The sequence below is a fragment of the Sphingomonas sp. BK235 genome (assembly GCF_004345855.1).
Lineage (GTDB): Bacteria > Pseudomonadota > Alphaproteobacteria > Sphingomonadales > Sphingomonadaceae > Sphingomonas.
This window is the reverse complement of sequence record NZ_SLXN01000002.1, coordinates 289,739-312,006: the sequence shown is the minus strand read 5'-3', so window position 1 is coordinate 312,006 and position 22,268 is coordinate 289,739. Positions and strand designations below refer to the sequence as shown.

At 71.7% G+C, this 22,268-nt stretch carries 19 protein-coding genes; 14 read left to right on the top strand and 5 right to left on the bottom strand.

The features are described from left to right. Window positions 1-22 precede the first annotated feature (22 nt). On the bottom strand, window positions 23-1,195 hold the full coding sequence (locus tag EV292_RS07030; RefSeq protein ID WP_132908495.1) for a phospholipase D-like domain-containing protein: 1,173 nt from the start codon (window positions 1,193-1,195) through the stop codon (window positions 23-25). 135 nt (window positions 1,196-1,330) lie between these two features. Between EV292_RS07030 and rpoZ the strand changes: the two genes are divergently transcribed. The 3 genes from rpoZ to EV292_RS07015 all read left to right on the top strand — a co-directional run bounded on the left by rpoZ (window position 1,331) and on the right by EV292_RS07015 (window position 4,408). Continuing rightward, entirely contained in the window at window positions 1,331-1,675 is a 345-nt protein-coding gene (gene rpoZ / locus EV292_RS07025; RefSeq protein ID WP_132908494.1) for a DNA-directed RNA polymerase subunit omega, read from the top strand. 103 nt (window positions 1,676-1,778) lie between these two features. Next, on the top strand, window positions 1,779-2,939 hold the full coding sequence (gene crtY / locus EV292_RS07020; RefSeq protein WP_132908493.1) for a lycopene beta-cyclase CrtY: 1,161 nt from the start codon (window positions 1,779-1,781) through the stop codon (window positions 2,937-2,939). Continuing rightward, on the top strand, window positions 2,936-4,408 hold the full coding sequence (locus tag EV292_RS07015) for a phytoene desaturase (RefSeq protein ID WP_132908492.1): 1,473 nt from the start codon (window positions 2,936-2,938) through the stop codon (window positions 4,406-4,408). The genes crtY and EV292_RS07015 overlap by 4 nt, the downstream gene beginning before the upstream one ends. Here EV292_RS07015 and EV292_RS07010 read toward each other — a convergent pair. Continuing rightward, window positions 4,405-4,962 carry a hypothetical protein gene (locus EV292_RS07010; protein WP_132908491.1) on the bottom strand — a complete coding sequence of 186 codons (558 nt, stop codon included), beginning with the start codon at window positions 4,960-4,962 and terminating at the stop codon, window positions 4,405-4,407. The two genes, EV292_RS07015 and EV292_RS07010, sit on opposite strands and share 4 nt — an antisense overlap. A 103-nt stretch (window positions 4,963-5,065) precedes the next feature. After that, window positions 5,066-5,410, bottom strand: a complete 345-nt coding sequence (locus EV292_RS07005) for a hypothetical protein (RefSeq protein ID WP_132908490.1) — start codon at window positions 5,408-5,410, stop codon at window positions 5,066-5,068. Between the two features lie 268 nt (window positions 5,411-5,678). On the opposite strand from EV292_RS07005, the gene EV292_RS07000 reads away from it, so the two are divergent. From EV292_RS07000 to EV292_RS06975, 7 genes are all read left to right on the top strand, one after another. Continuing rightward, entirely contained in the window at window positions 5,679-6,077 is a 399-nt protein-coding gene (locus EV292_RS07000) for a hypothetical protein (RefSeq protein ID WP_132908489.1), read from the top strand. 60 nt (window positions 6,078-6,137) lie between these two features. Next, window positions 6,138-6,719, top strand: coding sequence for a TIGR00730 family Rossman fold protein (locus tag EV292_RS06995; RefSeq protein WP_132908488.1), 582 nt, complete (start codon window positions 6,138-6,140; stop codon window positions 6,717-6,719). Window positions 6,720-6,743: 24 nt separating this feature from the next. Beyond that, window positions 6,744-7,679, top strand: coding sequence for a phytoene/squalene synthase family protein (locus EV292_RS06990; protein WP_132908487.1), 936 nt, complete (start codon window positions 6,744-6,746; stop codon window positions 7,677-7,679). A gap of 364 nt (window positions 7,680-8,043) precedes the next feature. Beyond that, window positions 8,044-8,487, top strand: a complete 444-nt coding sequence (locus EV292_RS22545) for a hypothetical protein (protein ID WP_165927039.1) — start codon at window positions 8,044-8,046, stop codon at window positions 8,485-8,487. A gap of 12 nt (window positions 8,488-8,499) precedes the next feature. After that, a complete protein-coding gene (locus EV292_RS06985; RefSeq protein ID WP_132908486.1) occupies window positions 8,500-10,257 on the top strand; it encodes an ABC transporter permease subunit in 1,758 nt (585 codons plus the stop codon). An 11-nt stretch (window positions 10,258-10,268) separates the two neighbouring features. Continuing rightward, complete coding sequence (locus tag EV292_RS06980; protein ID WP_132908485.1) at window positions 10,269-11,561, top strand: nitrate/sulfonate/bicarbonate ABC transporter ATP-binding protein; 1,293 nt, start codon at window positions 10,269-10,271, stop codon at window positions 11,559-11,561. Between the two features lie 199 nt (window positions 11,562-11,760). Continuing rightward, entirely contained in the window at window positions 11,761-12,867 is a 1,107-nt protein-coding gene (locus EV292_RS06975) for an acyltransferase (RefSeq protein WP_132908484.1), read from the top strand. A 75-nt stretch (window positions 12,868-12,942) separates the two neighbouring features. On the opposite strand, the gene EV292_RS06970 is transcribed toward EV292_RS06975, so the two are convergent. After that, window positions 12,943-15,354, bottom strand: a complete 2,412-nt coding sequence (locus EV292_RS06970; protein WP_132908483.1) for a hypothetical protein — start codon at window positions 15,352-15,354, stop codon at window positions 12,943-12,945. A 294-nt stretch (window positions 15,355-15,648) separates the two neighbouring features. Between EV292_RS06970 and EV292_RS22540 the strand changes: the two genes are divergently transcribed. The 4 genes from EV292_RS22540 to EV292_RS06955 all read left to right on the top strand — a co-directional run bounded on the left by EV292_RS22540 (window position 15,649) and on the right by EV292_RS06955 (window position 21,049). Then, complete coding sequence (locus tag EV292_RS22540; protein ID WP_165927038.1) at window positions 15,649-15,843, top strand: hypothetical protein; 195 nt, start codon at window positions 15,649-15,651, stop codon at window positions 15,841-15,843. Window positions 15,844-15,953: 110 nt separating this feature from the next. Continuing rightward, a complete protein-coding gene (locus tag EV292_RS06965; protein WP_132908482.1) occupies window positions 15,954-17,477 on the top strand; it encodes an NAD(P)/FAD-dependent oxidoreductase in 1,524 nt (507 codons plus the stop codon). Between the two features lie 4 nt (window positions 17,478-17,481). Further along, entirely contained in the window at window positions 17,482-19,320 is a 1,839-nt protein-coding gene (locus tag EV292_RS06960; protein ID WP_132908481.1) for a hypothetical protein, read from the top strand. 10 nt (window positions 19,321-19,330) lie between these two features. Beyond that, window positions 19,331-21,049: a hypothetical protein gene (locus EV292_RS06955; RefSeq protein ID WP_243693648.1), complete on the top strand. Its 1,719-nt coding sequence runs from the start codon at window positions 19,331-19,333 to the stop codon at window positions 21,047-21,049. 56 nt (window positions 21,050-21,105) lie between these two features. Here the strand turns inward: EV292_RS06955 and EV292_RS06950 are convergent, their stop codons facing one another. Then, window positions 21,106-22,236 carry a GNAT family N-acetyltransferase gene (locus EV292_RS06950; protein WP_132908480.1) on the bottom strand — a complete coding sequence of 377 codons (1,131 nt, stop codon included), beginning with the start codon at window positions 22,234-22,236 and terminating at the stop codon, window positions 21,106-21,108. Between the last annotated feature and the right edge of the window lie 32 nt (window positions 22,237-22,268).

Below are 22,268 nucleotides of genomic sequence, written 5' to 3'. Positions count from 1 at the left end.
TATGCCGGGCGGGCGGCGCGGCTCACTCCGAGTCGATCCCCCAGTTGAGCCCGCGCGAGATCGCGGGATCGGCCACGGCGGTCAGCGCATAAGCGACGAACTGCTTGGCCCGCTGCCACCAGCCGGTGGCGGCGCGATAGGCCTCGGGCGTGATCGCGGTGGACTGCGCGATCTCGCCCTCGACATAGGCGCGCACGTGCGCGGCGAAGGCGGCGTCGTCGATCCGCAGCATCAGCTCGAGGTTGATGAAGAGACTGCGCATGTCGAGGTTGGCGCTGCCGATCCAGGTCGCGTCGTCGACGACATAGAGCTTGGTATGCAGCTTGGTGGCGGCATATTCGAACAGTTCGACCCCGCGGCGCAGCAGCCCCGCGTAGGTGAAGCGCGCCGCGGCGATCGTCACATTGTTGTCGGATGTCGCCGCGGTGACCACCCGCACCGCGGCGGCGCGACGCCCGGCGCGTTCGAGCGCGCGCAGCAGCGTCGGACTCGGGGTGAAATAGCCCGCGATCACGTCGATCCGCGCGGCGCGGCGCATGTCGTCGCGGATCGCGCGGGCCCAGGGCGACAGCTCGCGCGTCGGCCCGCCGATCAGCCAGCGCAGCCGCCCCTCGTCCTCGCTCCATCGCGCCAGCGCGCGGTTGAGCCGGCGCACGCGTCCACCGCCGTGGATGCCCTGCTCCAGCGCGTCGAAATAGCCCGCCATCCGCGCCGCCGCGGGCCCTTCCACCAGCAATCCGAGGTCGCGCCACGCCTGCTCGCGCGGCGTGCCGAAATAATCGTCCTCGATGTTGAAGCCGCCGATGATGATCCGCGCGGCGTCGTCCTCGGCGTCGGCGAGCGCCAGCTTCTGGTGGTTGCGCAACAGGTAGCGCCGCCCGAACCGGGCCGAGAAGCGGCACACCGACACCCCCGCCTGCTCGAGCGGCGCGAAGAATTCGGGCTCGGCGGCGTCGCTGCCGAAGCCGTCGACGATCAGCGCGACTCGCACGCCGCGTGCCGCCGCAGCGGCGAGCGCGGCATTGACGCGCCGGCCCGAGGCATCGTCCGCATAGATATAATAGAGCACGCGCAGCGAGCACCGCGCGCCCTCGATCAGCGCGATCAATCCGTCGAGCCGGCGCGGGCCGGTGTCGAGCAAGGTCAGCCGATTGCCCTCCACGGTGAAGGTCGGCTGCGCGGGGGCGTCGTCCATCGCTCCCAGATGCCGGCTCGCGACGGCCCGGGCAAGCGCGCGGGCGACTCGGCGCGGCGGGCGGGTTCCTTGACGGCTGGCCGGTGCTCGACTAGAGGCGCACTCTTCCCTGAGTTACCGACAAGAGGATACGCGATGGCGCGCGTCACCGTCGAGGATTGCGTCGACAAGATCCCGAACCGCTTCGATCTGGTCCTGCTCGCCGCCCAGCGCGCGCGGCAGGTGTCGGGCGGTGCCGAGCTGACGATCGATCGCGATCGCGACAAGAATCCCGTGGTCGCCTTGCGCGAAATTGCCGAGGAGACGGTGCGTCCCGACGACCTGCACGAGTCGGTGGTGCAGAGCCTCCAGCGCGTCCAGATCGACGACGAGGAGGAGGCCGACGCGATCGGCAGCCTCGCCGCCTCGGCCGAAGCGCTGCGTCTCACCGCGGTGGCACCGCCGCGCAACCAGAATCTCGGCGCCGATTACGACGGCTGAGGCCGGACGGGGCACCGCCCCGTTCCTCCTCCCGGGCGACTCGCCGCGGCGATGTCGCCCGCGCGGTCTTCCCCGTCGGGCCGCGATAGGTTAGCGCCGGGTCATGCCCGCCACCCTGAGATGCGACCTGGCGATCGTCGGCGGCGGGCTCGCCGGTGCCCTGATCGCGCTCGCGGTCCATCTCCGCCATCCGCTGCTCGACGTGCGGTTGATCGAGGCGGGTGAGCGGATCGGCGGCAACCATCTCTGGTCCTTCTTCGCGGGCGACATCGCGCGCGCCGACCGCCATCTGATCGCGCCGCTCGTCGCGCATGCGTGGCCCGGCTATGACGTGCGCTTTCCCGCGCACGCGCGCCAGCTCGCCCAGGCCTATTACACCGTCCGCTCGACCGGGCTCGACGCGCACGCCCGCGCCACGCTGCCGCGGCGCGCGCTGATGACCTCGCGCCGCGTGCTCGCCTGCAGCCCGACCGCGGTGGTGTTCGCCAACGGCGAGCGGCTGACCGCGACCGGGGTGATCGACGCGCGTGGCGCGGGCGATCTCGCGCTGCTCGACTGCGGGTGGCAGAAGTTCGTCGGCCACGAAGTGCGCACCACCGCGCCGCACGGGGTGGCGCGCCCGATGGTGATGGACGCGACCGTGCCGCAGATCGACGGCTATCGCTTCGTCTATCTGCTGCCGTTCAGCGGCGACCGGCTGCTCGTCGAGGACACCTATTACAGCGACACGCCCGCGCTCGACGTGCCCGCGCTGGCCGCGCGGGTAGAGGCCTATGCCGCGGCGAGCGGCTGGACGATCGCGGAGACGCTTCACCGCGAACAGGGTGTGCTGCCCGTGGTCCATGGCGGCGATTTCGAGGCTTATTGGCGCAGCGGCGGGAGCAAGCTGGCCAAGGCGGGCGTTCGGGCGGGGCTGTTTCATCCCACCACGGGCTATTCGCTGCCCGACGCGGTGCGGCTGGCGCAGCTGGTCGCGGCGCAGCACGACTTCTCGGGTGCGGCGCTCCACGATCTCACTTACTCCTATGCGGCGCGGCTGTGGGCGGCGCGGCGCTTCTATCGGATGCTCGACCTCATGCTCTTCAAGGCCGCCGACCCCGACCAGCGCTATCGCGTGCTGGAACGCTTCTACCGCCTGCCAGCGCCTTTGGTGGCGCGCTTCTACGCGGCGCATTCGACCGCGCTCGACAAGGTGCGCGTGCTGAGCGGGCGCCCACCGGTGCCGCTCGGCCGCGCGATCGCCGCGTTGCGGGGCGCGGCATGACGCGCGCGGTGGTGGTCGGTGCCGGCTTCGGCGGGCTGGCGCTGGCGATCCGGCTGCAATCGGCCGGGGTCGAGACGATCGTGCTCGAGTCGCGCGACAAGCCCGGCGGGCGCGCCTATGTGTGGCAGCGCGACGGCTTCACCTTCGACGCCGGGCCGACCGTGATCACCGACCCGGCCTGTCTGGAGGAGCTCTGGGCGCTCTCTGGCCAGACCATGGCGAGCGATGTCGCGCTGGAGGCGGTGCAGCCCTTCTACCGGCTTAACTGGCCCGACGGGACCAATTTCGACTATACCAACGACGACACGGTGCTGCGCGCCGAGATCGCCAAGCTCAACCCGGCCGATGTCGCGGGCTACGCGCGCTTCCTCGACTATTCCGCCGGCGTCTACCGCGAGGGCTATGAGAAGCTCGGCCACGTCGCCTTCCTCGACTTCGCGTCGATGATCAAGGCGGCGCCGGCGCTGGCCAAATATCAGGCGTGGCGCTCAGTCTACTCGATCGTCTCCAAGTTCGTTGCCGACGAGCGGCTGCGTCAGGCGCTGTCGTTCCACACCTTGCTGGTGGGCGGCAACCCGATGACGACCAGCGCGATCTACGCGCTGATCCACAAGCTGGAGCGCGACGGCGGCGTGTGGTTCGCGCGCGGCGGCACCAACCGGCTGATCGCGGGCATGGTGGCGCTGTTCGAGCGGCTGGGCGGCACGCTGCGGCTCAACGACGCGGTGACGCGGATCGAGACGCTGGGCGACCGTGTCACCGCGGTGGAGACCGCCAGCGGCTGGAACACGCCGACCGACATGCTCGCCGCCAACGCCGACATCCTCCACGTCTACCGCGACCTGCTGCCCGGCTCGGGCGCGGCCAAGCGGACCGCGGCGCGGCTGGAGCGCAAGCGCTACTCGCCGTCGCTGTTCGTGGTGCATTTCGGCATTCGCGGGACGTGGCCGGGCATCCCGCACCACATGATCCTGTTCGGCCCGCGCTATAAGGGGCTGCTCGACGACATCTACGATCACGGCGTGCTGAGCGAGGATTTCTCGCTCTACCTTCACCACCCCACCGTGACCGACCCGAGTCTCGCGCCCGAGGGCTGCTCGACCTTCTATGCGCTCGCGCCGGTGCCGCACATGGGCAAGTACACCGGTGACTGGGAGACGGTGCGCCCGATCCTGGAGCAGCGCATCCTCGACGAGGTCGGGCGCCGGCTGATCCCCGACATCCACGACCGGATCGTGACGAAGTTCAGCTACGCGCCGAGCGACTTCGCGGCGGACCTCAACGCGCATCTCGGCAGCGCCTTCTCGCTCGAGCCGGTGCTGACGCAGAGCGCCTATTTCCGCGTCCACAACCGCGACGACGCGATCCCCAACCTGTATTTCGTCGGCGCGGGCACGCATCCGGGCGCGGGCATACCCGGCGTGGTGGGCAGCGCCAAGGCGACCGCGGCGCTGATGCTGGGTCGCTAGGCCGAGGTCGCCTCGGCCGCGCGGCAGATGGCGGCGAGCATGCGACGGCGCAGCAGCCCGCTGACCGGGCGGATCACGCACCAATATGGCGCGAAGCGAAGGAGCGCAGCGCGGTCGGCACAGGCGACGCGTGTCTCGGTCACCAACTCGACGCGTCCTTGGCTGATCGGTCTGACGGCGAGGTTCAGCGCCAGCTTGACCGTGCCGGGGTCGCACTGCGCGAGGAATGAGGGCGCATCGGCCAATGGCACCAACTCGATCGTTGGGCGCCACAATCGTCCCGCCAGTCCGTAGACGATCTCGTCCGCCGTCTCCTCGATGAGCGTGAAGTCGTCGATGCCGAAGGACGACGCCCGGCTTCGCGAGGTCCGTCCCGGCTGTGATCGAACGAGACGCGTTATCTCGCGCAGCGCGATCAGTCGCCGGAAGAGTGGGTCGTCCTCGGGTCTGAAGGAACGAGCAGCGGCCATGACCGCGGCCGCGGAAGCCCCGCTTCGCCGGTGGTGGCGTTCCCGGAAGAGGCCGACGGGGACGTAACGGTCGATCAGCGACATACGTCACCTCCGAACCCTCAGCTTAGCGAAGGTCGCGAAGTCCTGCGGATGTGGTCTGACCCGCTTCGGCGAACTGCCCCGCCGACGACATCGCTCGCGCCACTCACGGCCGCTCGCCGCGCGCTCGTCGTTGCGTGACCGACGCGCGGTCCCACCAGGCCCGCTTCAGCAGCAGCGCAATCCGTGCATCGGCGTCGGTGCCGTAGCGCACCAGCACCGCGGGCCAGCCACGATAATGGTCGGTCTCCCAGAAGGTGGCGGGATCGGTCTCGATCAGCACCTCCTTCTCGATCAGCGCGACGTGGAGGACGAAGCTGCCCGGGTCGGGCGCGGTGGTTGCCGCCAGCATCTTGCCGCGCAGCAGCAGCGCCGGCTTGCCGTAGCTGGTGCTGACCACCACCTGCGGCAGCGCGCGCCCGGTCGCGACGACATCGTCCCAGTCCCTCATGGATTACTCTACAAAACTCGTCCGTCATCCCGGACCTGCTCCGGGATCCACCCTTCCACAACGACAACGGGTTAGGAGTGTGCGGCGCGGTAGACCGCGGAACAAGTCCGGGGTGACGGAAGGTGAAGAGCGTTCCGGACGTGTCACAGACGAGTCCTCATGGCGCGCCAATCCTCGGAGAAGGGTATCGATCGACGGCCGCGATCTGGCGACGCCGAGGTGACGAGCGCCGCCGCATCTGCTTCGCTGCGCGCCGAAGGAAACGGTGATGCCGGCCACGCTGTTGTCCGCGATGCTGCTGACGACAACCACCGCCGCGCCGCCCAGCTGCGGCGCGCGCGGTGCCGCGGTCGAGACGATGCGCGCGCTGCCGGCGGCGGCGCGGCTCGAGCTGGCGCGCTACCTCGCCCCGAGCGGCATCGCCGACGCGGGGCCGCGCCATGACGCGATCGACGTCCGCCACCCCGGCGCGCCGCGCCAGCGCTTCATCCGCGCCGATCGACGGGGCGACGAGTGGGTCGTCCGCTACGAGTCAGGCGGCATCGCCGCGTGCTGGCACAATGTCACGCTGGTGCCCGTCGTCGTCGACGGTCGTCCGCCGCGCTACGTCGCGCGCGCGGGTGACGGCTGCCCGGCCCCGCCAGTCGCGACGGCATCGCGCCGCTGAGCGCCGGAGCGGCCGCGCGCGCCATTGCCCCCGGCCCGCGCTTCCCCTAGCGCTCGCGCCATGAAGCGCCTCGCCATCTACTGCGGCTCCGCCACCCCCGCCGATCCCTTCTACCTCGAGCTCGCGCGCGCGGTCGGCCGCGGCCTCGCCGAGCGCGGCATCGGCGTCGTCTATGGCGGCGGGCGGCTCGGGCTGATGGGCGCGATCGCCGACTCGGCGCTGGCGGCGGGGGGCGAGGTGATCGGGGTGATCCCGCAGGCGCTGGTCGATGCCGAGGTGGCGCATCGCGGTCTCACCGAGCTCCACGTCGTGCCCGGCATGCACCAGCGCAAGCAGCTCTTCACCGACCTCGCCGATGGCTTCGTGACTCTGCCCGGCGGCACCGGCACGATGGACGAATTGTGGGAGGCGCTGAGCTGGGCGCAGCTCGGCTATCACGCCGACCCGGTCGGGCTGCTCAACGCGCGCGGCTATTACGACGAGCTCGTCGCCTTCTGGGCGAAGATGGGCGAGGTCGGCTTCCTGCGCGCACAGCACCGCGACCTGTTGATCGTCGGCGAGACGCTGGAGCAGCTGCTCGACGCGATGGCGGCGCACGCGCCGACTCAGCCGATCGTCCGCATGGCCGCCAGCGACCTGTGAGCGCGCGTCGGTGAGGTGGGACGCGTGACCGACGCGCGCGCCGCGCTGGTGGCGACGGCGCGCGAGTCGATCGCGCGCGGCTCGAAGAGCTTCGCCGCCGCGTCGCAGCTGTTCGCGCCCGACGTGCGCGAGCGCGCCTGGCTGCTCTACGCCTGGTGCCGGCGCTGCGACGATCTCGTCGACGGGCAGGATCACGGCCATGACCGCCACGTGGTCGCCGACGCGCCCGCGCGCGTCGCGGAGGTGCGCCGGCTCAGCGCCGCCGCGCTCGCGGGCGAGCCGACCGGCGACCCGGCGTTCGACGCGCTCGGCGTGGTCGCGCGCGAGACGCGGCTGCCGCACCGCTTCGTCACCGACCTGATCGACGGATTCCAGCTCGATGCCGACGACTGGCACCCGCGCTCGGAAGCGGACCTGTACCGTTATTGCTACCATGTCGCCGGCGCGGTCGGCTGCATGATGGCGGTGGTGATGGGGGTGCCGCCCGAGGACGAGGCGACGCTCGACCGCGCCTGCGACCTCGGGCTGGCCTTCCAGCTCGCCAATATCGCGCGCGACATCGAGGAGGACGATCGGGTGGCGCGCTGCTACCTCCCCGACGAGTGGCTCGCCGAGATGGACGTGCCGCCCGGACAGCACATGAAGCCGCCGTTCCGCGACCGGCTGGTGGTGCTGGCGCGTCGGCTGGCGACGCGCGCCGAGCTGCACGAGGCGAGCGCGCGCGTCGGCACCAAGGCGCTGTCCTACCGCTCAGCCTGGGCGGTGCTGGCGGCGGCAGGGATCTACGGCGACATCGCGCGGCGCGTGGCAGCGCGCGGGGCGCATGCCTGGGATCATCGCGTCACCACGAGCAAGCGCGAGAAGCTCGGCTGGATCGCGCGCGCGGCGTGGCAGGCGGCCAGGCGACAGCGGATCGCCGACGTGCCGCGCGACCCGCGGCTGTGGACACGGCCACGCTGACCGCGCGGGCGAGCGGCCCTATGCGGATTGCGGCGATCGACCTGCCACCGCGCGACACGCGCTGACGCGCACCGAGGCGCCACGTCTCGCCATGCTGGGCCAGTCGCCTCGGGCCTTAGGGGGTTGATCGAGGTGAGCGCGGGCGTATGCCGCAGGGCGTCCGCGCACCCCGCGCGCGACTCGGAGAAACGCGCACCGATGCCCCGATCTAGTCCCACGTCCGACGACGGAGACAGTCGAAGCTCCCGCTTCGCCGTCACCGCACGTCAGCGCACGGGGCCGTCGGTGGCTCGCTGGGTCCGCACGCGCTGACCTGAGCCGACCGCCGCCGGGTCCCGTCACCGGAACCCCGATGGAGGTCGCCATGACCCGACATGACCCGCGTGCCGTCGCGCGCGCGCCTGAATTCGACCTGTTCTCGCCTGATGGCCAGCGTGCTGCTGCGCACGCAGGAGCCCAGCGCCCGCGGGACCTTTGTGACACCGTCCGTCATCCCGGACTTGGTCCGGGATCCACGGTGCCGCAGAACGACGGTGCGTTGCCCTCGCGGAAGCGTGGATCCCGGAACAAGTCCGGGATGACGGTAGTGGCGGCGCGTTGCGCGGCTCTTTCAAGGGTGTCGCCTTCACCGAATCATGGCGCGGGCCGGACCGATCCAGCTTCCGCCGCGCACGCGCCCGACCGGCGTCTGCTCGCCCTTCGCGCCGCCGCGCGCGGGCGCGCGATCCGGGCCGCGCTCGCCGCCGTGCCACTCCATCGCGCGCGACTGCTGCGCGCGATGGTGGCGGCGCACCGCCGCGCCGCCTGACAGGACCGCCTGATGCTGTCCCGCCCGTTCGGCCGCGCCGCCACGCCGCCGGGAGCGCGTCGCATCGCGCTCGGCTGGCCCGATCTCGCGCTCTTCGCGCTGCTCGCCGGACTCGGCGCGGCGGTGGCCGCGGGCGCGCATGACGCGGTCGAGCCGCTCCGCCGGCTCCAGCTCGAGCCGATCACGCCCGATCCGCGCGCCTTGCCTTATTATGCGCTGCTCACCACGCTCCGACTGTTCGCCGCGCTCGCCGCCTCGCTGCTGTTCAGCGTCGTGGTCGCCACCGCCGCGGCCAAGAGCCGCCGCGCCGAGCTGGTGATCGTTCCCGCGCTCGACATCCTCCAGTCGGTGCCGGTGCTGGGCTTCCTGACGTTCACCGTCACCGCCTTCATGGGGCTGTTCCCGGGCAGCCGGCTCGGCGTCGAGTGCGCCGCGATCTTCGCGATCTTCACCAGCCAGGCGTGGAACATCGCGCTGAGCCTCTACCAGTCGCTGCGCCAGGTGCCCGACGATCTCGCCGAGGTAGCGCGCGGCTTCGGCCTGTCGCCGCTGCGCCGGCTGCTCCGCGTCGAGTTGCCGTTCGCCGCGCCGGGATTGGTGTGGAACGCGATGCTGTCGATGTCGGGCGGCTGGTTCTTCGTCGTCGCCTCGGAGGCGATCAGCGTCGGGCGGACGCAGGTGATGCTGCCCGGCGTCGGCTCGTGGCTGGGGCTGGCGATCGAGCGGCGCGATCTCGGCGCGGTGGCGCTGGCGGTGGCGACCATGGCGGCGGTGATCCTGCTCTACGACCAGCTCGTGTTCCGGCCCGCGATCGCCTGGGCGGACCGGTTCCGCGTCGAGCAGACCGCCAGCGTCGCGCCGCCGCGCTCCTGGCTGTTCGACCTGCTGCGGCGCGCGCGGCTGCTCCCCGCGCTGGTCGCGCCATGGCGCGCGCTGGCGAGCGCCGTGTTGCTGCTCGATCCCGCGCCGCGCCCGGTCCGCCAGCGCCGCGTCTTCGGCGAGCACGACGTCGCCACGCGACGCGCGGCGCGGGCGCAGCGCGTGTGGCAGGTGGCGGTCGCGCTCGCCGCGGCCGCGGCCGCGCTGCTCGCGGCGCGTTATCTGGCGGCACGGCTGGGGCTCGGCGACGCGCTGCTGGTGGCGCGGCTGGCCTTCTACACGCTGGTGCGCGTCGCGGTGCTGATCGTGGCGGCGAGCCTCGTCTGGGTACCGATCGGCGTGTGGATCGGGCTGCGCCCGCGCTGGACCGCGCGTGTCCAGCCGGTCGCGCAGTTCCTCGCCGCTTTTCCCGCCAACGTTTTGTTCCCCGTCGCGGTGGTGCTGATCGTGCGCTGGCACGCCGACCCCGACATCTGGCTGACCCCGCTGATCGGACTCGGCACGCAATGGTACATCCTGTTCAACGTCATCGCCGGCGCCAGTGCGATCCCGAGCGACCTGCGCGAGGCGGGGCGGCTCTTCGGGCTCAAGGGCTGGGCATGGTGGCGGCGACTGATCCTGCCGGCGATCTTCCCTTATTACGTCACCGGCGCGCTGACGGCGAGCGGCGGCTCGTGGAACGCCAGCATCGTCGCCGAGGCGGTGAGCTGGGGTAGCACGCGACTGACCGCGGCGGGGCTGGGCAGCTATATCGCCGAGGCCACCGCCGCGGGCGACGAGGCGCGCGTGCTGCTCGGCATCCTGGTGATGTCCGCGCTGGTGATCGCGATCAACCGGGCGCTGTTCCGCCCGCTCTACCGGCTGGCCGAGCGCCGGCTGCGGCTGTCGTGAAGGAGGCGCAGATGGCGCAGCAATCCCCCCCGCTCGTCACCGTCGCGGCGCTGAGCCACCGCTATGGCGGCGCCGACGGCCCGCCGATCCTCGACGACGTCGCGCTGACGGTCCACGAGCGCGAGGTAGTGGCGCTACTCGGCCGCTCGGGCTCGGGCAAGTCGACGCTGCTGCGCTCGATCGCCGGCTTGGTGACGCCCGACGCGGGGACATTGGACTTCACGCCAGGCGCGGATGGCCGCCCGCGCTCGGTGGCGATGGTGTTCCAGTCGTTCGCGCTGATGCCGTGGCTGACCGTGCTCCAGAACGTCGAGCTCGGGCTCGAGGCGCGCAAGGTGCCCGCGGCCGAACGGCGCCGGCGCGCGCTCGCCGCGATCGACCTGATCGGGCTCGACGGTTTCGAGAACGCTTTCCCGCGCGAGCTGTCGGGCGGCATGCGCCAGCGCGTCGGGCTGGCGCGCGCGCTGGTGGTGGAGCCGTCGCTGCTGCTGATGGACGAGCCCTTCTCGGCGCTCGACGTGCTCACGGCGGAGACGCTGCGCAGCGACCTGATCGAATGGTGGGGCGACGGGCGGCTCGGCATCGCCGCCATGCTGATCGTCACGCACAATATCGAGGAGGCGGTGCTGATGAGCGACCGCGTGCTGGTGCTCTCCTCCAACCCCGGCCGGATCGTCGCCGAGTTCCGCATCGACCTGCCGCAACCGCGCGACCGGCTCGATCCGGCGTTTCGCGCGCTGGTCGAGCGGATCTATGCGCAGATGACGCAGCGGCCCGCGCCCATGCGCGAGACCGCGCAGGCCGCGGCACCGGCGATCGCGCGCGCGCTCGCACCGGTGTCGGTCACCGCGCTCGCCGGGCTGATCGAGGAGGTCGAGGCGGCGCCCTTCGCGGGAAGTGCGCCGCTCGCGGCGCTGGGTGACACGCTCCAGTTCGAGGTGGACGAGCTGTTCCCGATCGTCGAGACGCTCCAGCAGCTCGGCCTCGTCGCGCTGGCAAACGGCGAGGTGGCGCTCACCGCGGCGGGGGCGACCTTCGCGCAGGAGGACGTCGACCAGCGCAAGGCGTTGTTCCGCGCGGCACTGCTCGGCCACGTCCCGCTCGCGAGCGCGATCCGCGAGGCGCTGGACGCGCGGCCGGGCCATCAGGTGCCGGCGCGGTTGTTCCGCGACACGCTCGAGGAGTCGCTCTCGCCCGATTTCGCCGATCAGACGCTGCGCGCGGTCACCGAATGGGGCCGCTACGCCGAGCTGTTCGCCTATGACGAGGCGGGCGACCTGTTCACGCTCGACGATCCGGGCTGACGCTCGGGTCTTACAGTAAAGCCTCAAGGTAAACGCTAGGTTCATTGTCCTGATACGAAGCAGATCGGGATTTTGTACAAGTCATCGTCGCTTCGGCTGCGCCGCGGTGCGGTGGTAAGGCAATCCTGTCCGGTGAGAGAATCGTCGCACGATTCGACCGCCCGGCGTGCCTGATCTCTGGGGTGGGGAAGCTGCTGTGGTGAGCGACGACGGCCGCGCGAGCGGCACGCCAGGCCATATCGCGCCGCTCGACGGCATTCGCGCCGTCGCGGTGGCGATCGTCATGCTCTCGCACGCGGGGCTGGAGCGGATCGTGCCGGGCGGGCTGGGCGTCTCCGCCTTCTTCTTCCTCTCCGGCTATCTCATCACCACGCTGATGCGGGTCGAGCAGACGCGCACCGCGGCGGTGAGCCTGCGCGGCTTCTACGCGCGGCGGGTGCTGCGGATCGTACCGCCGATGTGGATCACGCTGACCATCGGGCTCGTGCTCACGCTCGCGGGGGTGATCGAGGCGGTCAACCAGCCGGGGCTGTCGGCACCCGCGGTGGCGGCGCAATATCTGTTCCTCAACAATTACACCGACAGCTTCGGCTGGAACGGCGGGATCGCCAGCATGCCGATCTGGTCGCTGGCGGTGGAGGAACATTATTATCTCGCCTTCCCGCTGCTCTATATCGGCGTGCTGCGCAAGTTGAGCCCGGCGCGCGCGGCGCTGCTGTGCGCTGGCCTGTGCGCGGTGGTGCTGCTGGTGCGCGGCGGCCATGCGCTCGCGGGCGACCCGCTCGACCAGCTCTATTACTGGTCGCACACGCGGATCGACAGCATCCTGGCCGGATCGTGCCTCGCGCTGTACCGCAACCCGGTGCTCGACGGCACGGCGGCGTGGCGGCCGCGCCGGCGCGAGGTGGCGGGCGCGCTGCTGCTGCTCGCCGCGACGCTGGTGATCCGCGACGAGCTGTTCCGCCAGACGCTGCGCTATTCGCTCCAGTCGCTCGCCTTTTTCGTGCTGTTCGCCGCGGTGCTCCAGTCGCGCGGCCTGGTGGCGCGGCTGCTCGCCGCGGCGCCGATGAAGCGCGTCGGCGATTATTCGTACAGCCTCTATCTCTCGCACCTGCTGCTGCTGGCAGTGGTGATGCAGCTCACCGGCCTCGGGCGCGGCGCCGGGGCGGCGATCGCCTATCCGCTCTCCTTCGGCTATGCCGCGCTGATGTTCCACTACGTCGACCGCCCGCTCGCGCGGGTGCGGCGCGCGCTGCACCGTGGCGGCTATCGCTGGCGTGGCACGGCGCGCTGCGCCGCCGCCTGAGCGCATTTTGCGGGCCGGCGGTTCGACTCAGGCCGCCGCACGCGATAGCGCAGAGCGGCGCGCGGGCGACGGGCCTCAGCGCGGCGGCTTCGCGCTGCCTCCCGGCACGATCACCTTGACGACATCGTCGGGCGCGTCGTGGAGCTTGAGGTAGAGCGCGCCCGCGACCGGGTGCGGCACCGCCAGCTCGCTGCCGACGAAGCCGAGCGGCACCGTCTGCGCCTTCTGGAACGCCGCGTCGCTCGCCACCGCCGCGATCAGGAACAGCTCCTGCCCGCGGAGCGTGCAGTCGGCGCCCTCGCACGTCACCCCGGTGAGGTCGGGAAGGCGGACCACCCGCGCCAGCGGCTGCCAGTCACCGACCAGCTCGCCCTGCACCAGTCGCATCTTGATCGCCCCCGTCGCCGCGGCGCCCAGCGCCTCGCGCGGCGCGAAGCTGGCGACCGCGACGTCGCTGCCGATCAGCTGGAGCTTGCCGCTCGCCACGCTGAGCTTGGCGCTGGCATTGTCGTCGGCCGTCGCCACCTCGATCAGATCGCCCGCGCTCAGCCGCGTGTTGACCGCGCGCGCCGAGAAGGTGAGCGTCGCCTCGGGGGCGAGCGCGAACTCGGGCAATTCGAGCGCGAGCCGATCCGGCGCGGTGGGCGCGGCGACGCTGCGGTTGACCAGCTCGAGCCGTGGGCGCGGCGGGGTGATCGTCGCGCGGACCTCGGTGGTGCGCCCGTCCTTGAGCGTCACCTTGGCATCCGTCGTCCCGGTCGCGACCATCTCGGTATTGGCGTCGGTGGTGAGCGCGAGCCGGTCGCCGCCGCCCATGTCGCGGGTCAGCGCGCCCGCGGCGAAGCGCAGCCCCGCCACCTCGAGCGAGGCGACCTGATCGAGCCGCGCGCCGACCAGCCGCCCCTCCTTGTCGCCGGTGTAGAGCGTGAAGCCCTCGAGCCGGCTTGCCTCGCTCTGCCCCTTGAGCGTCAGCTGCGCGGGCGCGGCGGCGCCGTAATGCGACACCAGCACGGTAAGGTCTCCCGGACGCGCGCGCTGGAGCGGCAGCGTCGCGGTCAGTTCGTCCGACGCGCTCGCCTTCCACGTCACCGCCCGGACCGATCCCGCGCGGTCGCGCAGCGACACCTGCTCGACACAGGAGGCGGCACCGCCCTGGAGCGTCAGCGGCGCGTCGCGGCCGACCACCACCGTGTCATCGGGCTTGGGCTGCCACGCCGCGGGGGCGCCATTCTGCAGCGGGAAGCGCGGGCCGGTGAAGCTGTCGAAGCCCCATCGCCCGGTCAGCGTCGCCTCGCCGATCGTGCTCGCGCCCAGCTTCTGCGCGTCGGGCCCGACCACCAGCCCGCCGCGCTCGGCATCGGCGGTGACCGGCAGTTCCACCGTCTTGCCGTCGGCCAGCGCGAGCCGCAGCGTCAGCGCGCGCGCGTAATCGGTCGCGAACACCAGCGGCGCGTCCTCCAGCGGCAGCACGAGGCCGGGCTTGGCGAGGCACACCGCGTCCTTGAGCGCGGCGCGCAACGGGGGCGGCGCGGCCGAGCCGATCGGGGGCAGCGGCGCGACCAGCACCGATTTGGGATTCTGGAACGACGGCGGCGTGTTGAGCTGGAGCCGCAGCCGGTCGTTCTGCCCCACCGCCAGCGCGGGGGCATATTGATAGTCGGCGCTGCGGAACACGCCGAACAGCCGCGCGAAATCCCGCGCCAGCGAGATATAGGGGCTGAACTCGCCCGCGCCGCCCTCCTTGGTGGCGGCGAGGCTGTAGGCGAATTGGGTGGTGGTGCCGCCGATCACGTCGATCATCGAGGCCGCGCCGCCGCCGGTCTGGAGCACCATGCCGTCGCGGTTCTGCGTCAGGCACGCGGCCTGGAGCGCGCGGCTGCGCGCGAGGCAATCGGCGTTGAGCTTGATCCCCAGCGTGCTGGCGAGCGCGGTGGAAACGGGGACGAGCCGCTCGGGCGCGCTCTCCTCGGCGCGCGCGACCCCGGTGACGAAGGTCTCCAATCGGGCGCGGTCGAGCGAGGCCTGATACAGATCCTGCGCGGCGCGGACGAACACGCCGGGGCGGCCGCGCACCGCCTTGACCAGCGCGTTGAACCCGCCGCCGGTCTCGGGCGCCATCAGCGCGATCGCCTGCTGCGCGCCCTCGGGCACCTTGACGCTGAGCGTCGCCTTCTTGGGGTTCCACGTCTCGGCCTCGTAGAACCAGTTCTTGGGCGGCGGGTTGGTCGCGCCGCGCAGGAACACGAGGACGAGCAGGTAGCGCGCCGCCTGATCCTCGGGCAGGTCGGCCTTGAGCTCGAGCTGGTCGCCCGCGCGCAGTCCCGGCACCTGGCCGATCGGCAGCGTCACCTTGTCGCGCGTCACCGACATGGTCAGCGCGGGGCCGACGAGATCGAAGCTGTTGCCCTGCGCGCTCGCCGCCACGGCCGAGAACAGGAGCGAGGCGAGCGCCAGCAGCGCCGGCAACCGGTGGAGAAGAAGCCGCATCACCCCTCGCTATAGACCAGCCGCGCGCGACCGCGCCACCGCCACCGTGGGTGGCGCGCGATCTGGGCGGGGATGCGGCGGCGAGATGGGGATGATGGGGCGAGGCTATCGCGGTGTCGATAAGGTGCGAAACATGCTCCCAAAGAGATGCGGCACGGTCATTCTAGAGCGGGACCTAAACCGCTTGAGCCGTGCTCCGGCGAACGCCGGAGCCTAGGGCCGCAGGCGCGACGCTCGCGGCTCTGGGCTCCTGCGGCCGCAGGAGCACCACGCTGGTTCACACCAGAGGGATCGGTGATCGACAATCTGCCCGGGCCCGATGGTGCGATGTGCGAAGACCCGATGCGGCGCGATGGAGTAGAGGATGCCGTCTCCTCGCCAAAAACGGCGGCGGATGCGCGGAGCCTCGGGAAAGCCGCGGCGGCATCGCCCGTCCGGCGCGCGGTCTCGCGCAGTTCGGCGACGAGCGACAGCGCACGCGCAGAATGATCATGAGCGAGCTAAGTCACGACCCAAGCGACCTCCTACGTCGTTAACCGTCCATCAACCAAATTCCGGCATCTCCTCGCCATCACGGGTCACAGGATCGGGCGAGGACGATGGCGGGTTCTGGGGCTGGCGCGACGGGAACGGTGGACGTCGCCATCATCGGTGCCGGTCCAGCGGGGCTCACCGCGGCCTATCTGCTCACCAAGGCGGGCTTTAGCGTCGCGGTGCTGGAGAAAGACCAGCGCTACGTCGGCGGGATCAGCCGTACCGTCGAGCACCAGGGCTTCCGCTTCGACATCGGCGGGCACCGCTTCTTCTCCAAGTCGAAGGACGTGGTCGATCTCTGGAACGAGATCCTGCCGCACGACTTCATCGAGCGCCCGCGGATGAGCCGCATCTATTACGAGGGCAAGTTCTACAGCTATCCGCTGCGCGCGTTCGAGGCGCTGGGGCATCTCGGCATCGTCCGCTCGGCGCTGTGCATGGCCAGTTTCGCCAAGGCGCAGCTGTTGCCGCGACGGCGCGTGCGGAGCTTCGAGGACTGGACCGTCAACGCCTTCGGCCACATGCTCTACTCGATCTTCTTCAAGACTTATACCGAGAAGGTCTGGGGCATGCCGTGCGACGAGATGAGCGCGGACTGGGCGGCGCAGCGAATCAAGGGCCTGTCGCTCGGCAAGGCGGTGATCGACGGGGTCAAGCGCTCGCTCGGGCTCAACAAGCGCCCCAATGACGGGATGCAGGCCAAGACCCTGCTCGAGAACTTCCGCTACCCGCGGCTCGGGCCGGGGATGATGTGGGAGGCGGCGCGCGACCGCGTCGTCGAGCGCGGCGGGCACGTGCTGATGGGGCACGCGCTGCGCCAGATCCACCACCATGCGCCGAGCGGGCGCTGGACGGTGAGCGCCACCACCCAGACGGGCATTACCACGCTCGACGCCGCGCACGTGATCTCCTCGGCACCGATGCGCGAGCTGGCGAGCCGCATCCATCCGCTGCCCGCCTCGCTGCCCGAGGCCGCGAACCTGAAATATCGCGACTTCCTCACCGTCGCGCTGATGATCCGCGCGCCCGAGCTGTTCCCGGACAACTGGATCTACATCCACGATCCCAAGGTGAAGGTGGGGCGGATCCAGAACTTCCGCTCCTGGTCGCCCGAGATGGTGCCCGATCCCACGATCGCCTGCGTCGGCCTGGAATATTTCTGCTTCGAGGGCGACGGGCTGTGGACCTCCAGCGACGAGCAGCTGGTCGCGCTGGCGACGCGCGAGATGGCGGCGCTGGGGCTGTGCGACCCGTCGCACGTCGTCGGCGGCACCGTGGTGCGGCAGGAGAAGGCCTATCCCGTCTACGACGAGGACTATGCGCAGAACGTCGACATGCTGCGGCGCGAGCTGGAGGGGCGCTACCCCACGCTCCACTGCGTCGGCCGCAACGGCATGCACCGCTACAACAACCAGGACCACGCGATGATGACCGCGATGCTGACGGTCCGCAACATCCAGGCCGGCGCGCGCGTGTACGACACCTGGGCGGTCAACGAGGACGCCGAATATCACGAGAGCGGCACCGAGGGCGAGGCCGCCGCGCTCGCCAGCCTGCGCCAGGTTCCCGGCCGGCTCAAGGCGGCGTGACGCGGTGATCGCGACGCTCGGCGGCAGGGTGCGGCGCCACCCCGTCGCCATCGTGCTGGCGGGCTGGGGCGCGATCGCGCTCGCACTGGTGGCGGCGAGCTGGGAGGCGATCGCGGGGCGGCAGTTCATCGACGCCGACGACGCGATGCGGCTGCTCGAGGTGCGCGACTGGCTCGCGGGCCAGAGCTGGTTCGATGTTGCGCAGCACCGCCTCAACCGCGGCGATTTCCCGATGCACTGGTCGCGACTGGTCGACCTGCCGCTGGCGGGCACGATGGCGCTGCTGCACCCGCTGCTCGGCACCGCGCGGGCCGAGACGGTGGCGCTGGTGGCGGTGCCGCTGATGACCTTGCTGGCGGTGATCGCGCTGGTCGCGCTGGTGACGCGGCGCCTCGCGGGGCGCGCGCTGGTGCCGCAGGCGGTGCTGCTCGTCGCGCTCGCCGCGGGGTTGCTGTTCCAGTTCCGCCCGTTGCGGATCGATCACCACGGCTGGCAGATCGCCGCCGCGCTGGCCGCCGTCGCCGCGCTGCTCGGCGCGCCGACGCGGCGCGGCGGGGCGATCGCCGGGGCGGCGCTGGCGGTGCTGCTGACCATCTCGCTCGAGGGGCTGCCGATCGCCGCCGCGATCGGTGCCGCCGCGGCGCTCGCCTGGGCAGGGCGCCCCGCGCGCGGCGCGATGGTGCGCGCGCTCGGCTGGACGCTCGCGCCGCTCGCCACCGCGCTCCATCTCGTCACGCGCGGGCCGCTCTGGGCGCAGCCGGCTTGCGACGCGATGGCGCCCGCGTGGCTCGCCACCTTATGGCTCGCCGCCGCGGCGCTCACCGCGGCCACCGCGCTGGGCGGACGCGGCCTCGCGGTCCGGCTCGCCGGGCTGAGCGCGGCGGGGGCGCTCACCGCGGCGGCGCTGCTCGTCGCCGCGCCGGATTGCCTGGCCGGGCCGTTCGCGACGCTGCCGCCGCTGGTCTATCGCGACTGGTACCTCAAGGTGCTCGAAGGCCGTCCGCTGTGGGAGCAGCCGCACACCCTGGTCGTCGCGGTGCTGGGTCTGCCGGTGGCGGGGCTGATCGGTGGGGTGCTGGCGTGGCGCCGGCTGCCGCCGCGTGCGCTGACCGCCGCCGCGCGCGAGCGCTGGGCCGTATACCTGTTGCTGCTGGTGGCGTCGATCGCGGTGGCGGTCGCGGTCGGGCGCGCCACCGCCACCGCCAACGCGCTCGCGGTGCCCGGCGCGGCGGTGCTGCTCGCGACGATGCTGCGACGCGCGCGCGCGCTCCGCACCGCGCCGGCGCGCGTCGTCGCGACGTTGGCCGCGCTGCTGCTCGCCTCGCCGGGGCAGGTCGCCGGGGTGGCGCTGATCCTGCTGCCCGGCGCGGTCGAGCGCGCACGCCTGCCGGGACATCGCGCGCCCTGCAACGCCGCCAGCGACGTGCGCGCGCTCGCCGCGCTGCCGCCCGCGATCGTCTTCGCCCCGCTCGACGTCACCCCCGAGCTGCTGGTCAGCACGCGGCATCGCGCCGTGGCGGGCGGCTATCACCGCGGCGCGCGCGCGATCGAGCAGGTGCTGCTCGGCTTCACGCTGCCGCCCGAGCGCGCGCGCCGCGCCGTGGCGGCGAGCGGCGCCTCCTATCTGGCGGTCTGTCCGGGGTTGCCCGAGGCCGAGCAGTTCCGCCGCACCGCGCCCGACGGACTGTGGGCGCGGCTGGAACGCGGCGAGCGCATCGCTTGGCTCACGCCGCTGCGGGTGCGCGGGCCGGTGCTGGCGTGGCGGGTGGAGCGCGCGCCCGCGCGCGTCACCGCTCCGCTCACGCCGCCCGCCCCCTTGCCCGCGGGGGTCGCCCGCCACTAAGGCGCTCGCGATGCAGGCAGAGCGGCTCCATTGGTGGCAGACGCGGTGGTTCGTGCTCGCCGCCATGGTGGCGGCGTGCGTGCCGCTGCTGTGGCCCGACATTCCCCCGATCGTCGACCTGCCCGGTCACATGGGACGCTATCGCGTCCAGCTCGACCGCGGCGCGCACCCGTGGCTGACCGACTGGTATCAGTTCCGCTGGGCGCTGATCGGCAACCTCGGGGTCGATCTGCTGATCGAGCCGCTCACGCCGCTGATCGGGCTGGAGCCCGCGGTGAAGCTGATCATCCTCACCATCCCCGCGCTGACCGTCGGCGGGCTGCTGTGGATCGCGCGCGAGGTACACGGCCGCATCCCGCCCACCGCCCTGTTCGCGCTGCCGCTGGCCTATGGCTATCCGTTCCACTTCGGCTTCGTGAACTTCGCGCTGTCGATGAGCTGGGCGCTGTGCCTGTTCGCGCTGTGGCTGCGGCTGGCGCGGCTGGGGCGGTTCACGCTTCGGGCGATCGTGTTCGTGCCGCTGTCGTGCCTGTTGTGGGTGGGGCATACCTTCGGCTGGGGCGTGCTGGGCGTGCTGGCCTTCTCGAGCGAACTGATCCGCCAGCACGACCGGCGCAAGGACCGCCCGAGCGAACCGTCGAGCGGCGGACATTGGCTGGAGAGCTGGGTCCGCGCCGGGCTCGGCTGCGTCCCGCTCGCGCTGCCGATGCTGCTGATGGTGGCGTGGCGCTCGGGCGCCGACGTCACCGGGCAGACCGCCGACTTCTTCTACTGGCGCACCAAGATCGCCTGGATCGTGATGGCGCTGCGCGACCGCTGGCTGTGGTTCGACGTCGCCAGCATGGCGGTGATCTACCTCGTGCTGTTCAAGGCGGTGCGCGATCCGCGGATGGGCTATTCGCGGCATCTCGGGCTGTCGGCGCTGTTCATGCTGCTGGTCTATGTGCTGCTGCCGCGGATCGTCTTCGGCTCGGCCTATGCCGACATGCGGATGGCGCCGTTCATGATCGCGGTGGCGGTGATCGCGATCCGTCCGAAGCCCGGCGCGGACCTGCGCCATGCCGCGCTGCTCGCGGCGGCGGGGCTGAGCTTCTACGCGGCCCGGCTGGGCGCGACGACGATCAGCTTTGCGCGCTTCGACGCTGACTATGACGCCGAGCTGGCCGCGCTGCCGCACGTGCCGGTGGGGGCGCGGCTGATCAGCTTCGTCGGGCACAATTGCGTCAACGCCTGGCGCATGTCGCGGCTGGAGCATCTGCCCGCGATCGCGCTGGAGCGGCGGCTGGCCTATACCGACGATCAATGGTCGATGGCGGGGGCGCAGTTGCTCACCGTGCGCTATCGCGAGGCGGGGCCGTATGCGCACGATCCGACGCAGATCGTGACCTCGATCAAATGCCCGCTCGAATGGTGGCGGCCGATCAACTACGCGCTGGCGCGCTTCCCGCGCGACGCCTTCGACTATGTGTGGCTGGTGCGACCGCCGGCGTACAATCCGCGCTTCACCGCGGGGCTGATCCCGGTGTGGCGCTCGCCGACGAGCAACTCGGCGCTGTTCCGCGTCGACCATGACGCCGCCGCGATCGAGGCCAGCGACGAGGAGCTCGGCGTGCCCAAGTGGCTGATCGCGCGGATGCAGCGTCGCAAGGAGCGGCTCGAGCGGCTGCGCGAGCGGCAGGAGCGAGAGCAGGAGCGGCTCGAGCGGCTGCGGGTCGAGCAAGAGCGGTGACGGGCCGGAACGTGACGCCGCTCGGCCGCTCCTCCGCCTGACCGGGGAGGATCGGGTCACCCGCGGCGGAAGGGGGTCATCTCTCCCAGGAAGGCCTGTTCCTGCGCCACCGCGGCGCGCTCGCGCACGAGGAAGTCGGCCACCGCGCGGCGGAACGACGCGTCCGGGATGTAATGCGCCGACCAGGTCGGCACCGGGACATAGCCGCGCGCGAGCTTGTGCTCGCCCTGCGCCCCCGCCTCCACCCGCGCCAGACCGCGCGCGATCGCGGCGTCGATCGCCTGATAATAACAAAGTTCGAAGTGGAGGAACGGCACCTCCTCGGTGCAGCCCCAGTAACGGCCGTACAGGGCGTCCGCGCCGATCAGGTTGAGCGCCCCGGCGACCGGCACGCCGTCACGCTCGGCCAGGATCAGCAGCACGCGGTCGCCCAGCGCCTGCCCCAGCAGCGGGAAGAAGCCGCGGGTCAGATAGGGGCGCCCCCATTTGCGGCTGCCGGTGTCCTGGTAGAAGCCCCAGAAGGCGTCCCACTCGCGCGTGCCGATCGCGTCGCCGACGAGATGGCGGATCGTCAGCCCCGCCACCGCAGCGGCGCGCTCCTTGCGGATCGCCTTGCGCTTGCGGCTCGCCAACGCGCCGAGAAAGTCGTCGAACGTGGCATAGCCCTGGTTCTGCCAGTGATATTGCGTGCCCTCGCGGATCAGCCAGCCCGCGCGCTCGAAGTCCGCCACCTGATCGTCGACGACGAAGGTGGCGTGCGCGGACGACAGGTCGTGGCGATCGGTCACCGCCTCCAGCGCGGCGATCAGCGCGGGCGCCGCGGCGGCGTCGCGCAGCAGCAGCCGCGCGCCCGGCACCGGGGTGAAGGGCACCGCGACCTGGAGCTTGGGATAATAGGCGCCACCGGCGCGCTCCCACGCGTCGGCCCAGCCATGGTCGAAGACATATTCGCCCTGGCTGTGGCTCTTGGCATAAGCGGGCGCGATCGCCGCGGGGGCACCGTCGGCGCCGTCGACCACCACCGGGATCGGTTGCCAGCCACTGCGCCCCCCGACGCTGCCCGACCCTTCCAGCGCCGTGAGAAAGGCGTGGCCGAGGAAAGGGTTGTCGGGGCCGGCGCAGGCGTCCCACTGGTCGGCGGGGATCGCAGCGACGCCATCGGCGATACGCGCGGTGAGCGGGGTCATCGCGCCCTAGGTAAGCGCGCGCACCGCCGGGT